Below are 19,585 nucleotides of genomic sequence, written 5' to 3'. Positions count from 1 at the left end.
TGGACCACCCGGCTCGCGCCCACCTCGCGCACACGGACGCCCGCACGACCACGGCGGCGGCGACGTCCGCCGCGCCCCGTACGGCACGCGGTCCGGGTGCTCCACGGACGAGTGCGAACCGGCCGTCCGCCGGGCCACGGGACGGACCGGGCGGTTCCGGTTCGTGGCCCGGGACAACCCGGTTGCCACGCCGGAGCAGGGTGCAGAAGACTCCACCGCATGACTTCCCGGATCCGGCACGTGACGATCGCCTGCGCCGACGCCTACGCCCTCGGCGACTTCTGGTCGAAGGTGCTGGGCCGGCCGCTGCACGAGGACGACCACCCCGGCGACCCGGAGGCGCTGATCGAGGGCGCGGGACTGCTGTTCGTCACCGTGCCGGAGGGCAAGACCGTCCGGAACCGGCTGCATCTCGACCTGCAGCCGCAGGACCGCACCCGGGACGAGGAGGTCGAACGGGTGATCGCCCTCGGCGCCACCCTGGTGGACGACCGGCGCAGGCCCGACGGCACCGGCTGGACGGTCCTCACCGACCCCGAGGGCAACGAGTTCTGCGTGGAGCGCAGCGCGGCCGAGCGCGCGGAGTAGGGGGCGCGGACGTTTCGGCCGCCGCCGAACGGACCCGGACCTAGCGTGCTCCGCATGAGCGACACCGCACAGCGAACGCCCGCAGGGGCCGTCACCGCCATGGTCGGACACGTGCTGGCGCTGGCCGCCGGCTGGACCGCCTGGGACGGCACCCCGGTCCACGCCGACGACCGCGTCCACACCCCGCACAAGGCGATCCGCAGGGTCACCGACCACCTCATCGACCATCTGGCCGAACTGGAGGCCAGGTTGGCGGGTGAGGCCCCCCGGCCGGACCGCTGGCACGCCTCCGCGATCACCACGGCCGCGGACCTGGCCCCCTTCACCGCCGACGACCTCGACGAGGCTCGCAGCCGCCTCACCCGGCTCGCCCGCATCTGGGCCGTACGCCTGGACGCGCTGACCGCCGAACAACTCGACGCCTCGCCCGGTGAAGGCTGGACCTTCCGTGAACTGGCGCACCACGTGGCGGAGTCCACCTACTACGCGGACGCGGTGGGGGACCTCTCGTGACGGGCCGCACCCATGAGGCCGCGGCAGTCCCGCTCAGCCGCCGGCTCGCCGCTCGCGGGGCCAGTGGGTGAGGGCGATGTGCAGGGCCTCCACCGCCTTGTCCCAGGAGGCCCGCGCGTCGCGGGGGGCGCCGAAGCCGCCGGTGGACTCCAGGGCGCAGTAGCCGTGGAAGGTGCTCCGCAACAGGCGTACGGCGTCGGTGAGGTCGGGCTCGGCCAGCCCGTAGGCGCGCAGCATGCCGTAGGTGATCTCGGCGGTGCGGCGCAGGGCGGGGGAGTCGGCGACCAGGCTCTGGTCGACGCGGATCTGCGTGGCCGCGTACCGGCCCGGGTGCTCCAGGGCGTACGACCGGTAGGCGCCCGCGAAGGCGGTCAGCGCGTCCCTGCCCGCCCGGCCGGCCACGGCCGCCGCGATCCGGTCGATCAGTTCGCCGCCCGCGTGCAGCGCCAGCCGGGTGCGCAGGTCGTTCAGGTTGCGGACGTGCGAGTACAGGCTCGCGTCCTTCACGCCGAAGCGCCGGGCCAGCGCGGAGAGGGAGACGTTCGCGAAGCCCGCCTCGTCGGCGAGTTCGGCGGCGGCCACGACGATCCGGTCGACGGTGAGTCCCGCACGGGCCATGGGCCACCTCCCTCGCTGCCGGGCCGACGTCCCAGGGTATCCGGGCCGTGGCCTGCGGCCCGCGCGGGATTCGGGGCCTTCGGACGGCGACACCCGGCCCGGGCGGACGGCGCCCGGGGACGGGGTGCGGCCGGTGGCCGTGACCCGCTCGGGTGTGCCGCCGATCACACCGCCCCGGACCGGACGGCCCGGCGCGCCGCCGGGTCCGGGGCGGCCCGCGCGCCGGGTCGGGGACCCGGCGGGGCCGGCGGGTGAAGGGGGGCATACGGTGAGAACCGAATGTCCGAGCCGGGAGGAGATGACGGATGGGCAGCCGCACCGCGCTGGTCGAGGATCTGATGGAGCGCTTCCCGCATGTGCCGCGGGAGGCCGTCTTCAAGGAGGACCTGCTCCGGGGCGGAGTCGCCTTCGACGCCTCGGCGCTCAGCGACAACGAGAGCGGCGAGGTCAAGCCGAAGTCGTACTTCATCTTCTCCTTCGACCACGGCACCCTGCCCGAGCTGGGGGAGGCCGCGCTGCGCCGGCCCCCGGAGGAGATCATCCTCACGGGCGGCCCGTACGACCTGCGGCGCACCGTCGTCTCCGTACGGGTGAACCCGGCCTCGCCGTACCGGGTCGCGGCCGACGAGGCGGGGCTCCTGGGCCTGTACCTCGACGGCAGCCGGATCGCCGACGTCGGCGTGCCGCCCATGCCCGAGTACTACCGGCACACCCTCTCCAACGGGAAGTCCGTGATGGAGGTCGCCCCCACCATCCAGTGGGGCTACCTGATCTACCTGACCGTCTTCCGGGTCTGCCAGTACTTCGGCGCCAAGGAGGAGTGCCAGTACTGCGACATCAACCACAACTGGCGCCAGCACAAGGCGGCCGGCCGGCCGTACACCGGGGTCAAGGACGTCGAGGAGGTCCTCGAGGCCCTGGAGATCATCGACCGGTACGACACCGCGAAGGCGTCGACGGCCTACACCCTCACCGGCGGCGCGATCACCAAGACCGTCGCGGGCCGTGACGAGGCCGACTTCTACGGCCACTACGCCAAGGCCATCGAGGAGCGGTTCCCCGGACGCTGGATCGGCAAGGTGGTGGCCCAGGCCCTGCCCCGCGACGACGTGCAGCGCTTCAAGGACTACGGCGTGCAGATCTACCACCCCAACTACGAGGTGTGGGACCGCCGGCTGTTCGAGCTGTACTGCCCCGGCAAGGAGCGGTACGTCGGCCGGGACGAGTGGCACCGGCGGATCCTGGACTCGGCGGAGATCTTCGGCGCGCGCAACGTCATCCCCAACTTCGTCGCGGGCGTGGAGATGGCCGAGCCGTTCGGCTTCACCTCCGTCGACGAGGCCATCGCGTCCACCACCGAGGGCCTGCGCTTCTTCATGTCGCACGGCATCACGCCGCGCTTCACCACCTGGTGCCCGGAGCCCACCACACCGCTCGGCAAGGCGAACCCGCAGGGCGCGCCGCTGGAGTACCACATCCGGCTGCTGGAGGCCTACCGGGCCACGATGGACGACTTCGGGCTCTCCTCGCCGCCCGGCTACGGCGAGCCGGGACCGGGCCGCGCGGTGTTCTCCGTCAGCTCCTTCATGGACAGCCTGCCCGCCGAGGAGCCGGCGAAGGCCTGACCACCTGCGGACGCCCGTTCGCCGGAAGGTGCCCGGGCGGTGAGCGGAACGGGGCCCGCGCCCGTATGACAGACGGGAGTGGCGGGCCCGGCCGCGGCCGGTCACGGCGGGCGACGCCGTGATCACCCGGTTTGAACATGGCGCTTGTCAGTTGTGTCGGCGGCGTGAAAGGCTCCCGCCCGTCGCGAGGTTTAGCCAACTCCTCTATTTGTGCAGTGAGTTGACCTCGCCCGTGGATGCAGGAGTGCCATGCCCGACCTGCCGGCCCCTCAGGACGCCACCGAGGCGGACCTGTTCTCGGAGTGCTGGGACGCGGTGCTCAGCTACGCCGACCTGTGCACCTCCGGGCCGGCGACGGCTCATCAGCTCGCGACCGAGGCCTTCACGTCGGGCCTGCGCGAGCTGCGCGCCGTCGCGACCGTCCCCGGGCGCGGCCCGGGCCCGCGCCCGGGCAGGCTGCCGGCGATCCCTGAACTGCTCACCGAGGTGCGGAACACGGCCGCGGGCTGGGAGGCCGGCGGGCAGGGGCACAAGCTGGACCCGGACCTGCGGCTGTGGCTCAACTCCGGCCGGGCCGCCCGGTTCGCCGGGCCGCCGCCGGGACGGCCGATCGCGCTGCGGGGCCTGAGGGACATGCCGGGGTCGGACGCCGCGCTGCTGTGGCTCGCCGAGGTGGAGTCGCTGCCACTGCCCGCCGTGGCCCGCCGGCTGGGCCTGGACCCGGCCACGGCCGCCGACGAACTCGACCGGGTCCGGAACCAGTTCCGGGGCCGCTGCCACCGCGCGCACCTCGACTCGCCGGCGGGCGCGGAGTGCCGCGCGTACGCCCGGCTGCTGGACGCGGTGACCCGGTCGGCCGGCGCCGAGACGCCGGCCGACCTCTCCCGGCACCTCGCCACCTGCGCGCGGTGCGCGGAGGCCGCGGCCTGTCTGCGCCTGCACGGCGACGGTCTGCCCGCCGCGATCGCCGCTGGTGCCGTCGGCTGGGGCGGCCTCGCCTATCTGGAGCGCAGGCGGCGCGCCGCCGAGGTCCGGCTGGGTGCCGGCCGTCCGGACGCGGCCGGCGCCGGCGGCGAACCGGAGGAGCCCGCGGGCCCCGGCCGGGCGCTGCGCGGCGGCCTGCTGGCGGCGGCGGTCCTGTTGTCGGCCCTGGCGCTCGGGGTGTCGCTGATGCCCTTCGGCGGCTCCGGGAGCGAGGAGGCGGCGGCCCGCGACGACCGCCGGCCCGTCGCCGACCCCGGTGCCTTCCCGGTGACCGGCGGCTCCCCGGCGCCCACCGCATCGGTCTCCGGGGACTCCGCGCCCCGGGAGCCGGCCTCCGCCACCCCGTCCACGACCGCTCCCCGGACCCGGCGCGCGACAGGGGACCCCGGCCCCGAACCCCAGGGCACCTCCTCCGCCACCACCGGCGCGGGCCCCGCCGGCCCGCAGGTCCCCGCCTGCCAGGTCGCCTACGACGTGGTCGACCAGTGGCCCGACGGCTTCCAGGCCACCGTCACCGTCACCACCGCCGAGGCCCTCACCGGCTGGCAGGTGGCCTGGAGCTTCCCCGACGGCCAGCAGGTCGGCCGGATGTGGGACGCGACCGCCCGTCAGGAGGGCTCCCGGGTCACCGCCACCGCCGCCGACTACGACAGGTCCGTCGCCGCGCGCTCGGCGCTGTCCTTCGGTTTCATCGCGTCCTGGCGGGACCGGAACCGGACACCGCGCGAGTTCACGCTCAACGGGGAGACCTGCGCCGCAGGCTGAAATCCGCGGCGCCACGCCCTCGGATAACCTGAGTTCTCGCCAAATCCCCCCGCTCGCCGACCTGGCGCATTTATGCGAGGAGTCACCCGCAAGGGGGTCTGACCTCGTCCTGGCTGATCGACACCGGTGGCCGGAACGGCCTCGCGCCACCGCGCCCGGCGGCCGGATCGGTTCCTGGAGACGCGCTGCCCGTAAGACCTACCTGGCAGATCCGTCATTACCGGACGGTACCCCCGATGTGGCGCAATTCACTCGCCTGAAAACGACACTCTGCCACCATCAACGCCATCGAAAAACCGGCCATCGGCACTGCGGCGGGGGGCGTGGCCATGGGGCTGCTCGGCAATGACCTTGCGTTCGCGCAGTCTCTGTCCGCGCAGGAGCGCGAGGGCGTCATGGCCCTCGGCAACCGGAAGCACTTCCCGCCCGACGCCCACCTCCTCACCGAGGGCGACCGGTCCAGCCATGTGCTGATCCTCATCGAGGGCTGGGTCACCGTCTCCGTCTCCACCGACCGCGGCGCCACCCGGCTGATACTCGGCCTGCGCGGACCCGGTGAACTGCTCGGCGAGATGGCCGCGCTGGACCCGCATCCGCGCAGTGCGACCGTGCGCGCCCTCGGCCCGATACAGGCCCAGCTCATATCCGGGGACGCCTTCCGGCGCTTCCTCGCCCTGCATCCCCGCGTCAGCGGACTGGTGATACGCCAGCTCACCTTCCGGCTGCGCAGCGCCGACCAGGAACGGTCCGCGCTCGCCTCCCTCACCGTCCTGCAGCGCCTGGCCGGCCGGCTCAGCGAACTCGCCGCGGCCGAACCCGCGGGCCCCTACACCCCCTCCGCGTCGGTCCGCCCGTCCGGCCCCCCGCCCGCCGGCTCCGTCGTCCACCTGGCCCAGGACGAGCTGGCCGCCACCATCGGCGCCACCCGGGAGGCCGTCGCCAAGGCCCTGCGGCTGCTGCGCAGCCAGCGCATCGTGCGCACCGGCAACCGGATGGTCGAGATCCTCGACCCGGCCCTGCTCGCCCTCCTCGCGGACGGCCATCACGAGTAACGCACCGCCCGCCGTGTGTAAACGGCTACAGACGGCCCCGCGTCCCGGGCCCGACGCTGTTGGGACGACCACCTCATCCATGAGCGGACAGCACTGCAGGGGGCACGGGTGAACCACGACGCACCGGAAATCACCGAGGAACACTACGAGTTGGTGATCAGCGTCGACGCCAGACGGTCCGGGGAGTACGACGACGTCGACAAGCCGCGGATGCGCGCCCGGATCTACCGGGTGCTGGAGACGGCGTTCACCCACGCTTCGGTGCCCCGCGACGCCCTCCACCTGGAGGACCGCGGGGACGGTGTGCTCGTGGCGGTCACCGGCCGCATCCCGGTGAGCCGGCTGCTCGGCCTGTGGCTGGTCGAGGTGCGTGAGAAGCTGCGGGACGAGAACCGGGGGCTGCGCGTCCCCCTGGGACTGCGCATCGGCATGCACGTCGGCCCCGTCCGGCACGACGAGCGGGGCATCAGCGGACGCGCGGTCGACCTGGCCTGCCGGCTGGCCGACTCCTCCGCGGCCCGCCGCCTCCTCGACGACAACGGGGCCGACCTGGTCCTGGTCACCTCGCAGTCCCTGTACGAGGACGTGGTCAGCGGCGGCGGCAAGTTCATCGAGCCCGGCCAGTACGCCCGGGTCCGGCTGCGGCTCAAGGAGGGCGAGGTCACCGCCTGGTGCCTGCTGCCGGGCCTGCCCGCCCCGGAGATCCCCGCCGACCCCCCGTCCGGGAGCACCGCCGACGTGCCGCCGCCCGGCCCCGGGGACGACCCGGCCGCCGGCGCGGCGGAGGCGGCGCACACCGGCGCCGACGCCGCGCCGGCGGCCGGGCCGGACCGGGAGCCCCCCTCCGGCAGCCGGTACACGGTGCACGGTGACATGTCCGAGCACCACGACAACGTCTACCAGCAGCCCGTGCACATCGGCCGCGTCACCGACCGCGACGACGAACGGCGGAAGGGCCGAGGCGCATGAGCGACGACAGGCAGCCGGACGCCCCGGCCGACGACGCCCCCGACCGGCCCGACCAGGACCGCTCGCCCGACCCCGAGGACGGCAAGGGCCGCGACGAGCGGGCCCGCGACGACGGCGGCTCCGGCAAGGACGACGGCGCGGAGGACGAGGCGGCCGAACGGGAGAAGGAACGCGAACGGGAACGGGAGCGCGCCGCCGGGCGGATCAAGGAGTACACCCGCGACCCCCTCGCCGCGGAGCAGAGCGAGGACGGCCCCACCGACCTCGCCGCCGCCGCGCGGACCCGCCGCGCCACCCAACTGCTGTTCGACGTCGGCCGCGACCTGACCCGCTTCGACCGCTCGTACTTCCACAGCGCTCTCATCGGCGACGTCAACCTCCACCTGGACGCCCGCCGGTCCGGCGCCGGCATGCGCAGCGGGCCGGTGCCCGACGAGGAACTGCGCCGGCTGCGCCGCGTCCACGTGGAGCCGGACGGCTACCTGCGGCTGCGCAACGCGCTGCGCGCCCGCCGGCTGCTGGTCCTCGGCGCCGCACCGGGCACCGGCCGCACCAGCACGGCGCTCTCCCTCCTCGACGAGGTCACCACCGCGGCCACCACCGCAGCCGCCGACGAGAACGCCCCGGAGTCCGGCACCGGATCACGGGTGCGGCGGGTCGACCCGGACGGAGGGGTCCGTCAGCTCGCCGAGTCGCTGGGCCACGCACGCGGCGACGGCGAGGAGACACCGAGCGCCACCGGCTACCTGCTGGAGCTGTCCCTGACCCGGCCCGGCGCGGTGCCGCCCGCCGAAATGGACCTGGACGAGCTCGCCGCGGCCCTGGACCGCCGCGCGGCCTACGCGGTCCTCGTCGTCACCGTCGGGTCGGCCGCCAACGCGCTGCTCGCCGGCCGGTACGGCATGCTCTGCCCGCCCGCGCCCACCCGTGAACTGCTGCGCACCCGGCTGCTGGAACGGCTGGAGCGCCACGCCGACCGGGCACCGGACGGCGGGTCGGGTACCGCCGAACTGCTGGCCCGCGCCGAGGAACTGTGGGCCCGCGAGGAGGTCGAGGGCGTCGTCGGGCTGAAGGACCTGCGCCCGGCGGAGGCCGAACTCCTCGCTTCCCTGCTGGCCGGCCATGTGCTCGGCGACATCTCCTACGAGGAGTTGCTGACCGGCTGCCGGAGCCTGGCCGCGAGCCAGGTCCAGGAGTGGTTCGCCGGGGTGGACCGGGCGCTGACGGCGCGGCCCGCCGCCGGCGAGAACGGCGCCGGGCGCCCGGACACGGCGTCCCTGTTCCACCCGGTGGCGTTCCGGATCGCCCTGGCCGTGCTCGGTGGCGCCTCGCACAGCGCGGTGGCCGCCGCCGCCCACCTGCTGACCTGGGAACTGTCCGTCCAGTGCGACCCCGACAACACCCCGGCCCGCCCGCTGTTCTGCGACGACCCGGAGGCCGACCTGGCGCTCTCGCGCGCCGAGGTGACCGACGGACGGGTCGAGGTGGCGGGCGGCGAGGTCCCGGCCCGGCTGATCTGGTACCGGGGCACCGCCCTGCCCTCGGCGGTGCTGAGCGAGGTCTGGGACCGGCACTTCCCGGTCCGGGCCCCCGTGGTGCGCTGGCTCAGACTGCTCGCGGACGATCCGCGCCCCCAGGTGTGGATGCGGGCCGCGGTCGCCGCCGGCGAGCTGTGCGTACGCGACTTCGACCACGGCTACACCGAGCTGGTGCGGCCGCTCGCCGAGGCGGTCACGCCCCGCCGCAGGGTCTTCGCGGCGACCACCCTGGACCAGGCCGCCGGCCACGGGACCCACCGCGGGACGGTGCACCGGCTGGTCGGCGACTGGAGCCGCAACGGCACCAAGGCGCTGCGCTGGACGGCGGCGATGGCGCTGGGCTACGGCAACGGGGCGGCCACCATGGACGACACGCTGGACGCGCTGGCCAGGATCGGCGTCCGGGACGACGGCGACCAGCTCGCGGTCGCCTCCTTCAACGTCGTGCGGCTGCTGGCGCTGCCGGACGCGGACCAGGTGCTGACGCGGATCGCCGACTGGACCCATCACAAGCGCGAGCCCTACCAGGACCTGGGCCTCGTGACCACCGTACGGCTGTCGCTGACCGCGGTGGACGAGGTGCTGACGGCGGACCCCGACGCCTCCCTGGGCGACCGGGGCGACTGGCCGCTGCCGCTCGCCCTGGCGGCCACCCGCCCCCGACTCGTCGGCCCCATGGCCGACCTGATGTGGACGACGCTCAACACGGCCCGGGCCAGGGACGTGGCGATGGACGCGCTGGAACGTCTGCTGCGGTCCGCCGTGCGCAAGGACGGCACCGAGTGGACCCGGCCGGGGCTCGCGGCACTGCTGCCCGCGCTGGCCACCGAGGATCACGACCAGCGGCGGCTGGACTGGCTGCTGCGCCACATGATGAACGACCCCGAGAACCCCCTCCCCGACGCGCGGGCGCGCGACCTGTGGTGGCTCGCCGTCACGAAGCGGCGGCCGGACCGCCGGGAGCGGACGCGCCGGGAGAGGACCCGCGAGGAGGACAGGCATGGCTGAGGAAGAGGACGAGACGGCGGCCGGGGGCCCGGCACCCGCGGGACCGTTCCTGCGGGAGTACGCCCCGCTCGGCGCCCTCCCGGCGGCGAGCGCGCAGCGGGCCTCGGTGCTGTTCTACCGCAACGGCGGCTACAGCGTGATCACCGTCTCCGGGGTGCGCCACGTGGACAAGCGTGCGCTGGCGCGGCCCTACAACATCTGCGAGGTCGCGCAGGGCACGTACGTCTCGCCGCTCCAGCTCGAACTGCCGGCCGCGGGCGGCACCAGCTTCTTCAAGGCCGAGGTGGACATCGAGTGGGAGGTGCACGACCCCTACCTGGCCGCCGTCCAGGTCGTGACCGACGTCGCGGCCCGGCTCACCTCCCCGGTCCTGGAACGGCTGCGCGAGATTACCCTGACCTACCGGGTGACCGACGCCGAACAGGCCAACCGCGTCATCACCCGGGAGTGCGTCGGCGGCCGCTGGAGCGACCTGGGCAACGAACTCGGCCTGCGGGTGCGGCTGTACGTCCGGCTCGGGGTGAACGACGAGGCCATCGAGTACGCGAAGCAGCGGCGCGGGGCACAGGCCGACGCCGAGGTCACCCGGGTCCGCCAGGACTCCTTCCGGCGCATGCTGCAGGGCGGCGAGCTGGAGCAGCTCAGCTTCATGCTGGCCGCCGACCCCGAGGGCGCCAAGGACTTCCTGGAGAAGATCCGCCAGGAGGGCCGACAGGACGAGCGGGAACGGGTCGACCGGCTCTACACCATGGCGCTCAAGGGCGAGCTGCACGCCGCGGACGTGGAGTCGCAGGTCCTCGACCTGCTCAACCAGGGCCGGCGCCGCCCGCTCCAGGGGCCCATCGGAGCGGTCCCGGCCCGCCGGGAGCCCCGCGAGCTCGAAGCCGCCGCCGAGGGGCCGTTCACCCCCGAGTGGGTGTCGGACGAACCGCCCCGGCGGACGTCCCACCGGGGCGAGTCGCACCGCGCGGAGACCTACCGGACGGAGAGCCACCGCATCGAGTCCACCCGGGAGGTGCACCGAGCCGAGACCCACCGGGACGACGACGCCGTCATGGACGAACCGCCGTTCCGCACCGACCGCCGGACCGAGCCCCACCCGGCCGACGACCACGATCGGGGGCCGTCCCGGGGACCCGCCCGCCGCCCGGAGCCCTACCCGGCGGACGACTACGGCCGGGAGCCCTCGTGGAGCGGCTCGTACCGACCGGAACCCGACCGGGCGGACGACTACGGCCGGCCGCCGCAGCGCGCCCGGACGGCCCGGCCCGAGCTGGAACCGGCGGACGACTACGACCCGGGGCCGCCGCGGAGCCCGGCGTACCGTGCGGAACGCGACCGGGGGGACGACCGGGACCGGGGGCCGTCCCGGGGACCCGCCCGCCGCCCGGAGCCCTACCCGGCGGACGACTACGGCCGGGAGCCCTCGTGGGGCGGCACGTACCGGCCGCAAGCCGACCCGGCGGACGACTACGACCGTGAGCCGTGGAGCCGGGCGTACCGTGCGGAACGCGACCGGGGGGACGACCGGGACCGGGAGCCGTCCCCGGGCCGCGCCCACCGGCCCGGGCCCTACCCGCCCGACGCCTACGACGGGGCGCCCGCGCCGGGCTCGGCGTACCGGCCGGACCCCGCCGGCGACCACAGGACGGACGATCACGACCGGGAGCCCCCGCGCGGCCGCAGACGCCCGCGGGACGACGGCTGGTCCTGGGCGGAAGAGGACGGATGACCGCCGGGGACGAGGCCGCCAGGACCTCCCCCGCCCCGGTCGTGCTCGTGCCGGACGGGGGTCGGCACAGCCACGACGGGGCGGGGGAGCGCATCGCCGAACGCCTGCTCGACACGATCCGAGAGGACCTGGGACGAGCCGACTCGAAGGCCGCCGTACTGCTGTCCGGTGCGCTCGCGCTGCCCGCCCTGCTGCTCGGATGGCACGGCCCGCCGGGCTGGCGCGGGCCCGCCGACGTGGTGCTGGCGCTCGCCGCGGTGCTCTGGAGCGGCGCGGTGGTCGCGCTGGTCGGCGCGGTGATGCCGCGCACCGGTACCCACCGCGGCCGGGACGCGGTCACGTACTTCGGTGACCTGGTGGCCGCCCGCGACCTCGCGGGGCTGTCCGACCGGGTGGCCGAGGCCGGGCGCGACCCCGCCGGGTGGCTGCTGGTCCAGGCCGTCGACGTCAGCTCGATCCTGTCCGCCAAGTACCGGGCCATCCGCTGGGGCGTGGGCTCGCTCGCCCTCTCGGCGGCGCTGGCCCTCGCCTGGGGCCTGACCCCGCGCTGAGCGGGTTCGCCCGCACCGAGCACTCCATGCAGAGACGAACGAGGAATCAGGGGACCGCCGTGGAAACAGTCACGGGAAGACGGCAAGCGCGATGGGGCGGGATGCGCCGCGCCGCGGTCGGGGCGCTGGCGGGGGCCGCGTTGTGCGGCGCCCTGCTGGCACCACCGGGCCACGATCCGGTGCCGGCGGCGGACACGCGGCAGGCGTTCCCGGCGGTCAACTACGCCGTGGCCGTCGACGAGTCGGCGAGCCTCTCCGCCGCGGACATGAAGGCCGAGAAGGCCGCCGCCGCCCGGATCGCGCTCGGCGACGTCTCCTCCCAGTCCCACGTCACCGTCTTCGGCTTCGCCGCCGCCGAGTCCGACGACCAGCGCGCGGTGGACCCGGTGTGTCCGCGGACCGCGCTGGACGCGGCGGGCCGCGACACGATCGGCGGCTGCGTCACCAAGCTGCGCGGCCGGACCAAGAGCCAGGGCACCGGCACCGACTTCCCGAGCGCGATACGCCAGGGCGTGCACGACCTCACCCACGGCACCGACCCGTCCCAGCCCCGGGTGCTGTTCCTGCTCACCGACGGCTACATGGACGTCGGTGACAGCCCCAAGTACGGCGACCCCGCGCACCGCGACGACGAGGGCGACCGGCAGCTCCGCCTGGCGCTGAAGGAGGCCAGGGACGAGCACGTGCAGGTCTGGCCGCTCGGCTTCGGGGCCCAGCCGCGCATGGCCGAGCTGAAGCGGATGGCGGCCGGCGGATACCAGAAGGGATGCGTCGACCTGCCGTCCGCGACCCCCGGGCCCAGGAAGGTCGAGCCGGAGGCCATCGGCACCACGCTCGAGGACATCTTCGCCGCCGCCCACTGCCTGCGGCACGAGCGCGGACCGGCCCCGAAGCGGCCGCCGTCCACCCAGGAGATCGCCATCTCCCCGCTGGCGACCGTGGGCAGCATCGTGGTCGACAAGGGCGACCCCGCGGTCGAGATCACGTACTACGACCCCAACGGCAACAAGGTTCCCACGCACGGGAAGTACCACAAGTCGTCCTTCGAACTGGCGGGCGGAAACGGTGTGGTGGAGGCGCTGAAGATCGTCGACCCGCTGCCCGGACCCTGGAAGGTGAAGGCCGAGGCGCCCGAGGGACACCGCTCGCTGCCGGTCTCCGTCAGCGTGCTGTGGCAGGGCGAGCTGCGCGGCGCCATCACCATGGACCCGCCCTCCCCGCAGGCCGGGGACCAGGTCAAGGTGACCATGCGGCTGCAGACCCGGGAGGGCTACCAGATCAAGGACCCGCGCGACTACGACGGGCTGCGGGTGCGCAGCGCGCTCACCGGGGACGGGTTCACCCCGCTGAAGCTGGACCTCGCCGACGACGGCAAGGCGGCCGACCCCACGGCGAGCGACGGCTCCTTCACCGGCTCCGTGCGCGTCCCCGAGGACGCCTCCGGCGCGCTGAAGGTGAGCGCCACGCTGACCGCCGCCGGGCTGAGCGCCGACACCCGCAGCGAGTCCGGCGAGGTCGCCCCCGGCCAACTGCCGGTCACCACCTCGCTCGACCTGCCCGCCGCCGACGTCCACCCGGGCGCCCGGGTCACCGGCACCCTGGCCGTGCACAACACCAGCGGCGCGTCGCACACGCTGCGGCTCGCCGTGGCCGACCTCCAGCCCGGGCTGCTCTCCGTCGACCCCGCGCGGATCACGGTCGCGCCCGGTGAATCCGGCACCCGGAAGGTGACCGTCGAGGTCGCCCCGGCGGGCGTCTTCGGCGACCGCCTCGGCGGCGACGGGCTGAGTCTCGCCGGAACCGTCACCGTCACCGACACCACCGACCACGCCCGGACCCTCGTACGGTCCCCGCTCTCGGTGCGGGTGACGCCCGAGCCGGGCTTCTGGGACAAGTACAAGTGGATGGTCCTGGGAGCCGCCGCCCTGCTGGTGGTGCTGGCCCTGGTGGCCGTGGCCCGGGTGCGCCAGCGCCGGCGCGCCAGGGACCCGTACGGCCTCACGCTGCAACTGGTCTCCGAGGACGGCAGCGTCCTGAGCGAGCACCAGGCCGGGCACGGACAGAAGCAGTGGTACGAGTTCACCGTCGCCGAACCCCACCGCAGCCCCCGTATCGAACGGCGCCCCCACGGCCCGTACGCCGTGCAGCGCGACCCCAGGGGCGGCGGAGCGGTCCTGCGCAGGAAGGGCGGCGGCCGGACCCCGGTGACCGCCCGCGGCCCGGTCCCGCTCACCGAGACGCTGCAACTGGCCCTCGGCGAGGACAGGCGTCCCCCGAAGCCGAACCGCCGCCGGCGGCAGCCGTCCAGCCCCCGCCGCGAGCCCGGCACCACCGAGAGCAGCGCCCCCAGCGCCTACAGCTCCTACGAATGACGCCCCGGGCGGGCGGGGGGCCCGACCGCTCCCCGCCCGCCCGGCGTACCGCACCGCACCGCGGCCACCAGGCCGTACGCACCACGCAGAAGGTCCCAGCACGAACCCGCGGCCGCCCCGGCCGCGAGCGGGGAGGAAACCATGAAGATCTTCCAGCCGATGCTCTTCGTCGGCCTGGGCGGCACCGGGGGACTGGTCGGCGCCGAACTCGAACGCAGACTGCGCACCGAACTGTGCGGACCGGACGGCATGGCGCTGACCCGGCAGAGCGGTCAGGCCCCCTACCAACTGCCGGACTGCCTCCAGTTCGTGTACGCCGACTACAGCGAGACCGACCTGCAGCGGCTGCCGCAGTTCAACGTGGACCCCTCGCTGCGGGCCGCGTACTCCCGCACCTCCCGGGCCACCCACCACCTGCTGCCGAACTTCGACAGCTCACCGGAGGTCACCAAGATGCTCCGGGCCAGCCTGCGCGAGGAGGTGGCCGGCTGGCTCCCGCCCGTCATCGGCGAGCCCGAGGTCACCCCGCTGCACAACGGCGCCGGGCAGCTTCCCACCGTCGGCCGCGCCGCCCTGTTCGCGACGCTCCGCCACGGACTGAACCCCGTCCTCGAACCCCTGCTGCAGGCGATCGACGCCATCGCCAAGTCGGCGGGCGAGCTCAGCGAGCTGGGGGGCGGCAGGGTCAGCGGCTGCGACGTGTTCGTCGCCTTCTCGGTGGCCGGCGGCACCGGGGCCGGCATCTTCCTGGACTACCTGCACCTCATCAACTACGCGTTCCAGGTGCGGCGGTTCGAAGGGGTCAAGATCTATCCGCTGGTGGTGATGCCGTCGTCGTTCTCCTCCGCCACCGGCGGCGGACGCGAGGCCGAACTCAACGCGGCCCGGGCCCTGGTGGACCTGTTCCGGCTGGTGGACCGGCAGAACGCGCCGACCGAGGGCGCCGAGATCGGCGACCTCGACCACGACGCCGGCTTCGGCATCCGCTACCCGGGCACCACCCCCGTGCGGCTGCGCACCGGAATCCTCCCCACCGCCTTCCTGTTCAGCCCCACCGCCGGGATCCGGGCCGACGACCTGCGCCGCTCCATCGTCTCGCTGGTGATGTCGCTGATCGGCACCGAACTGGGCGACGGCCGCTCCCGGGGCCGCAAGACGGCCACCGACGACGACTACCAGACCTTCTCCGCGAGCTTCATCAACCGCGGTGTGGCCCGCAGTTCGCTGTCGCCCACCGGTATCGGCCGGCAGGGCGTCTCCACCAGCCTGGTCGCCTCCATGACGGCGCCCATGGACCAGCTCGCCGACCTGGTCGCCGGCCGGATGCTGCGCGAGTCGGTCACCGAACTGGTGGAGCGGCCGCGGGCCGCCCTGCGCGGCGACAACGGGGTGCTGATGATCCGGCAGCTCTTCGCCGACTCCCATCTGGAAGAGCTGTGGGAACGGCGGCAGTTGCCGGTGCCCGAGCCCGACCCGCTGCCGCGCGGCGGCAAGAACATCGAGCAGGCGCTGGGCGAGCGCATCGGCGACATGCAGCGACAGCTCGCCGCCCTGCGCGCGGACGCCGAGCACCAGGCCGCGGTCATGGCCGACCGGTTCGCGCCGCGCCCCGCCATCGACAAACTGCTGCAGAGCGCCGATCCCTTCCTCGCCGAACGGGTGGTGCGGGGCATACCCGACAGCGATCACGGGATCGTCAAGCTCGGCTTCCTCGGCATGCTGGACAGCCGCGCCCGCGCCCCGCAGCGCCCGGGCGGGGTCACCGAGCAGCCGCCCAAGATCCCCCGGATCAAGGGGCAGTTGGCCGGGATGGCGCCGGCCCGCTGGGGCGACGAGGCCGTCCAGGCCGCCATCCGGGAGCAGGACGACTGGTACGAGTGGCGCTGCCGTCTGATCTGGCACGAGGCCTGGCGCGATCAGCAGCAGGTCTGGCAGCCCCACGCGGACGCGGCGGGCGCCGACCTGGACCGTCTGGTGCGGGCCTTCCGCAGCCACGGCGACCAGGAGCGCAAGGCCTCCGCGCAGAAGGGCCACGAGCTGTACGAGGACCGCACCGGGATCTCCTACCTGCTGCCGCCGCAGCGCACCATCAACCACTTCTACGAGGACGTGGTCGCCCGGCTGATCCGCCGCGAGGGCCTTCGGGAGACCGACTACGAGGCGGCGCTGCTGCTCAAGCTGGTCGACGGCGACACCTGGCGCCGCGTCCACACCCGCAGCCGGCGTGACCCGGACGGCGCCGTCGCGCAGGTCAAGGGACAGCTCGAGGCCCGCATCACCCGGCTGTTCGCCGAGAGCGGCACCCACCTGGAGGAGCGGCCGCTGCTGCCGGCCATGGGAACCCTGCTGTCCGCCGCGGCGGGCGACCAGGAGGCCACCGACCAGGTCAGCAAGGAGGCGCTCGACCTGTTCGGACGCAAACTCGCCGGACTGCTGCCCGTCGGGTTCACCCCGGAGGGCACCGGACCGCTGCGGGTCCTGGTCACCCACCCGAGGGTGCAGGCCGTGGAGGAGGTGCAGGAGTACCTCGGCAAGACACTGCGGCTGCCCTCGGACGCGAAGAACCGCGTGGAGTACCGGGCGGTGGAGAGCGACTCGATCACGGTGGTCCTCTTCCGCAGCGAGATGAGCCTCACCCAGGTACCGGAGGCCCGCAAGGTGCTGCGCCAGTGGGCCCGGGCGAAGGAGTCCGAACAGGCCCAGGACGTACTGCGCTGGCGTCAGCGTCTCGGGCACCGCGACAGTTGGATGGTCAGCAGCGAGGAGGACCGGCGCACCATCCTGCACCGGCTGCTGTGCTGCATGTGGAACGGCCAGGTGGACGTGGTCGACGGCGACCCCGCCTCCCCGGAACGGGTCCGGCTGCGGCTGTTCCCCGAGACCGGCCCGCACGTCCCCGGCGTCCGGCTCCGGCTCGGGGACTTCCCCGGCGGGGTGTCGAGCTGGGCGGAGCTGCTGCGCTCGTACGAACGCTGGACGGTCCTCGACGACGAGCGGACCGTCGAGGACTACTGCCGTGAACTGATGGGCGCGCAGCCGCTGGGCCTGGCCCGGACCGGCAGCGAGCCCCATCCGCTCTTCGTCGACCTGGTCGAGAAGATCGCCCCGCGCCAGCTCGAACTGCTGGCGGACCGCCGGGAACGCGGCGGCGAGCGGGTCGAGGGCTGGGTGCGGCCGCTGTGGGAGTTCTGGGCGGAGACCCTGCCGGCCGCGCTGGACAAGGAGTTCGGTGACCAGCGCGCCGTCCAGCCCACCCTGCGCACCCTGCTGGAACACGTGCGCGGCGGCGCACCGGGGCGGCCCCAGGGCCGCGAGGACGTTCCCGGGCCCCGGCGCGCGGCCGACGACGACGACTGGGGCACCGGCCCCGTCTCCTCCTACGACAACCACCGGGGAGCGGCCGACCGGGAGGACGGGGACGGCGACGCCACCCGCCCGCGCGGCTACGACCGGCCGCGCGAGGAGGAACGCCCGTACGCCGAGGAGCGCCCCTACGGCGAGCGGTCGTACGGTGACGAGCGTTCGTACGGCGAGCGGTCGTACGGTGACGAGCGGCGGCGCGCCGAGGACCGCGGCGCCCGCACGCGCACGGACGACGACGGCCGGGGCGACCCGGAGGGCACCCGCCAACGCGGCTACGAGCGGGCGTACGGCGAGGACCGCGGCGCCGGGCGCGGCACGGACGACGACGAGGGCCGGGAGCCCTGGGGCGAGCGGGACGGCCGCCGGGACGACCGTTCCGCCGCCGGGAGGGGCGCGGAGGAGCGGTCCCGCCGCGAGGACGTGCCGACGGTGCCGTGGGACGACTCCGCGGGGTCGGGAACCTACGGCGGCGACGAGCGCGACCGGTCCCGCCGCACCCCCTGGGACGGTGACGCGCAGTGAGCACCGCTCAGGACTTCGCGGCCGTCGTCCACCTGGACCTGCGCGCGGGAGCGGCGGAGCTGGACAGCGCCTCCGCCCTGCGCGCCCGGGTGGCCCGGCAACTGGGCCGGGCCGGGCTGCCGGAACCCGACGACCCGCTCTTCCTGGTGGTCGACACCCCGGCCGGGCTGACCGACCACCAGCTCCAGTACGAACTGCTCACCGGCTACCGGGCGGTGGGCGAGGTCAGGCTGCTGGTGCTGCTGGTCGGCAGCGCGCCGGGCTCGTACGCCGGGGAGGACGAGGCGTTCCAGCCCGACCGCAGACTGGTCCGGCCCGCCGTGCTGCGCACCTCGGGCACCGGGCTGCTGTGGGCCGGTGATCTGCGCTCGGCGCACACCGCGCTGGAGCAGCCCGCCGCCGACGATCCGGACGCGCTGGCGGTCCTGGTCGACGTGCTGTCGGTGCCCGACCTGTACCGGGGGGTGCTGGCGGCGATCGGGTCGCTGCCCGAGGCCGTCGCCGCGCCCGGGGTGCGGCTGCTGGAGCAGGACCTGCCGCCGGAGGTGCGCGACCGGGCCTGGCGCGACGCGCTCACCCGGTTCGCGGGCGAGGACACCGAACTCGCGCCGGACGTCCCGCAGACCGCCTCCTCCGGAGCGGATCTGCCCGAGCCGCTGCGCCGGTTGGTGGCGGCCCGCGGCGGCCGGGACCAGCGGCACCGGGAGCCCGGCGGGGTGGCCGACGAGGCCCACCGCGCCTGCGCGGAGGCCCTCGACCACGCCGAGGAGTCGCTGGCCGGGCTGCAGAGCCTGCCCGGGCTGCTGCGGCCCGGCCGCCGGGACGCGTTCGAGGCGGACGTCCACCAGGCGCGCCGGGCGCTGGACGAGTACCGGGACCTCGTCGGCGCCGCCCTGCGCGGCGGCGGTGCGACCGCCTCGCCCGCCGAATCGGCGGCCCGGCTGACGGCCCTCGGCCTGCGGGTGCCGTCCGCCGAGGGCATCGGGGAACGGATCGGCGAGGGCCTGAGGGAGTTCGCCGGGAAACTGCTCGGCCAGGCGTTGCCCATGCGGTCGGTGGCCCAGCGGTTCACCGGACTGGCGGGCCGGGTGGAGCCGGTGCCCGGTTCGGCGCTGCTGCCCAAACTCGCCGCCCTGTCCCGCGCCGACGCGGAACCGCGCGAGGGCAGCGGCGGCACCGGGGCGCGGCGGTCCGCGCCGGCCGACGGCGCGGCGGCGCCCGGCCTGCTGGTCGCCGTCCCGTCGGCGGCCGTCGCCGGACTGCTCGGCGCACTGTGGCGGGGGCCGCTGCTCCCGCTGGCGCTCCTCGTCCCGCTGCTGTTCGTCGGCATGGCCGAACTGGGCAAGGCCCGGCTGCGCGGTGCGGGGCGCCCCGGCCGCTGGGCC

At 74.8% G+C, this 19,585-nt stretch carries 12 protein-coding genes and 1 pseudogene; 12 read left to right on the top strand and 1 reads right to left on the bottom strand.

Going from position 1 to position 19,585, the window contains the following annotated elements:
• The first annotated feature begins 219 nt into the window (after positions 1-219).
• A complete protein-coding gene (locus tag MXD57_RS10000; RefSeq protein WP_250400983.1) occupies positions 220-588 on the top strand; it encodes a VOC family protein in 369 nt (122 codons plus the stop codon).
• Between the two features lie 54 nt (positions 589-642).
• Positions 643-1,101, top strand: a complete 459-nt coding sequence (locus MXD57_RS09995) for a hypothetical protein (RefSeq protein WP_250400982.1) — start codon at positions 643-645, stop codon at positions 1,099-1,101.
• 33 nt (positions 1,102-1,134) lie between these two features.
• On the opposite strand, the gene MXD57_RS09990 is transcribed toward MXD57_RS09995, so the two are convergent.
• Entirely contained in the window at positions 1,135-1,719 is a 585-nt protein-coding gene (locus MXD57_RS09990; protein ID WP_250400981.1) for a TetR/AcrR family transcriptional regulator, read from the bottom strand.
• 305 nt (positions 1,720-2,024) lie between these two features.
• Here MXD57_RS09990 and MXD57_RS09985 point away from each other — a divergent pair, with 305 nt between their 5' ends.
• The 10 genes and pseudogenes from MXD57_RS09985 to MXD57_RS09940 form a co-directional block, all read left to right on the top strand.
• The gene (locus MXD57_RS09985) at positions 2,025-3,344 is read left to right on the top strand and encodes a radical SAM protein (RefSeq protein WP_250400980.1); all 1,320 of its coding nucleotides are present in this window, start codon (positions 2,025-2,027) and stop codon (positions 3,342-3,344) included.
• A 249-nt stretch (positions 3,345-3,593) separates the two neighbouring features.
• The gene (locus MXD57_RS09980; protein ID WP_250400979.1) at positions 3,594-5,093 is read left to right on the top strand and encodes a cellulose binding domain-containing protein; all 1,500 of its coding nucleotides are present in this window, start codon (positions 3,594-3,596) and stop codon (positions 5,091-5,093) included.
• A gap of 329 nt (positions 5,094-5,422) precedes the next feature.
• Entirely contained in the window at positions 5,423-6,145 is a 723-nt protein-coding gene (locus MXD57_RS09975) for a Crp/Fnr family transcriptional regulator (RefSeq protein WP_250401082.1), read from the top strand.
• Positions 6,146-6,253: 108 nt separating this feature from the next.
• On the top strand, positions 6,254-7,114 hold the full coding sequence (locus MXD57_RS09970) for a hypothetical protein (protein WP_250400978.1): 861 nt from the start codon (positions 6,254-6,256) through the stop codon (positions 7,112-7,114).
• Entirely contained in the window at positions 7,111-9,660 is a 2,550-nt protein-coding gene (locus tag MXD57_RS09965; protein WP_250400977.1) for a hypothetical protein, read from the top strand. The genes MXD57_RS09970 and MXD57_RS09965 overlap by 4 nt, the downstream gene beginning before the upstream one ends.
• A complete protein-coding gene (locus MXD57_RS09960; RefSeq protein WP_250400976.1) occupies positions 9,653-11,392 on the top strand; it encodes a hypothetical protein in 1,740 nt (579 codons plus the stop codon). Before MXD57_RS09965 ends, MXD57_RS09960 begins: the two co-directional genes overlap by 8 nt.
• Positions 11,389-11,943 carry a Pycsar system effector family protein gene (locus MXD57_RS09955; protein ID WP_250400975.1) on the top strand — a complete coding sequence of 185 codons (555 nt, stop codon included), beginning with the start codon at positions 11,389-11,391 and terminating at the stop codon, positions 11,941-11,943. Before MXD57_RS09960 ends, MXD57_RS09955 begins: the two co-directional genes overlap by 4 nt.
• A gap of 101 nt (positions 11,944-12,044) precedes the next feature.
• The gene (locus MXD57_RS09950; RefSeq protein ID WP_250400974.1) at positions 12,045-14,315 is read left to right on the top strand and encodes a VWA domain-containing protein; all 2,271 of its coding nucleotides are present in this window, start codon (positions 12,045-12,047) and stop codon (positions 14,313-14,315) included.
• 141 nt (positions 14,316-14,456) lie between these two features.
• Positions 14,457-18,200: a tubulin-like doman-containing protein gene (locus MXD57_RS09945; protein WP_250400973.1), complete on the top strand. Its 3,744-nt coding sequence runs from the start codon at positions 14,457-14,459 to the stop codon at positions 18,198-18,200.
• A pseudogene (locus tag MXD57_RS09940) lies at positions 18,197-19,585 on the top strand (hypothetical protein); the annotation flags it as partial. The gene MXD57_RS09945 and the pseudogene MXD57_RS09940, both read left to right, overlap by 4 nt.

Origin of the sequence: Streptomyces cellostaticus (genome assembly GCF_023630175.1) — a bacterium.
Lineage (GTDB): Bacteria > Actinomycetota > Actinomycetes > Streptomycetales > Streptomycetaceae > Streptomyces > Streptomyces cellostaticus_A.
Note: the sequence above shows the minus strand (reverse complement) of the source record. Positions and strands in the feature narration are given on the sequence as shown.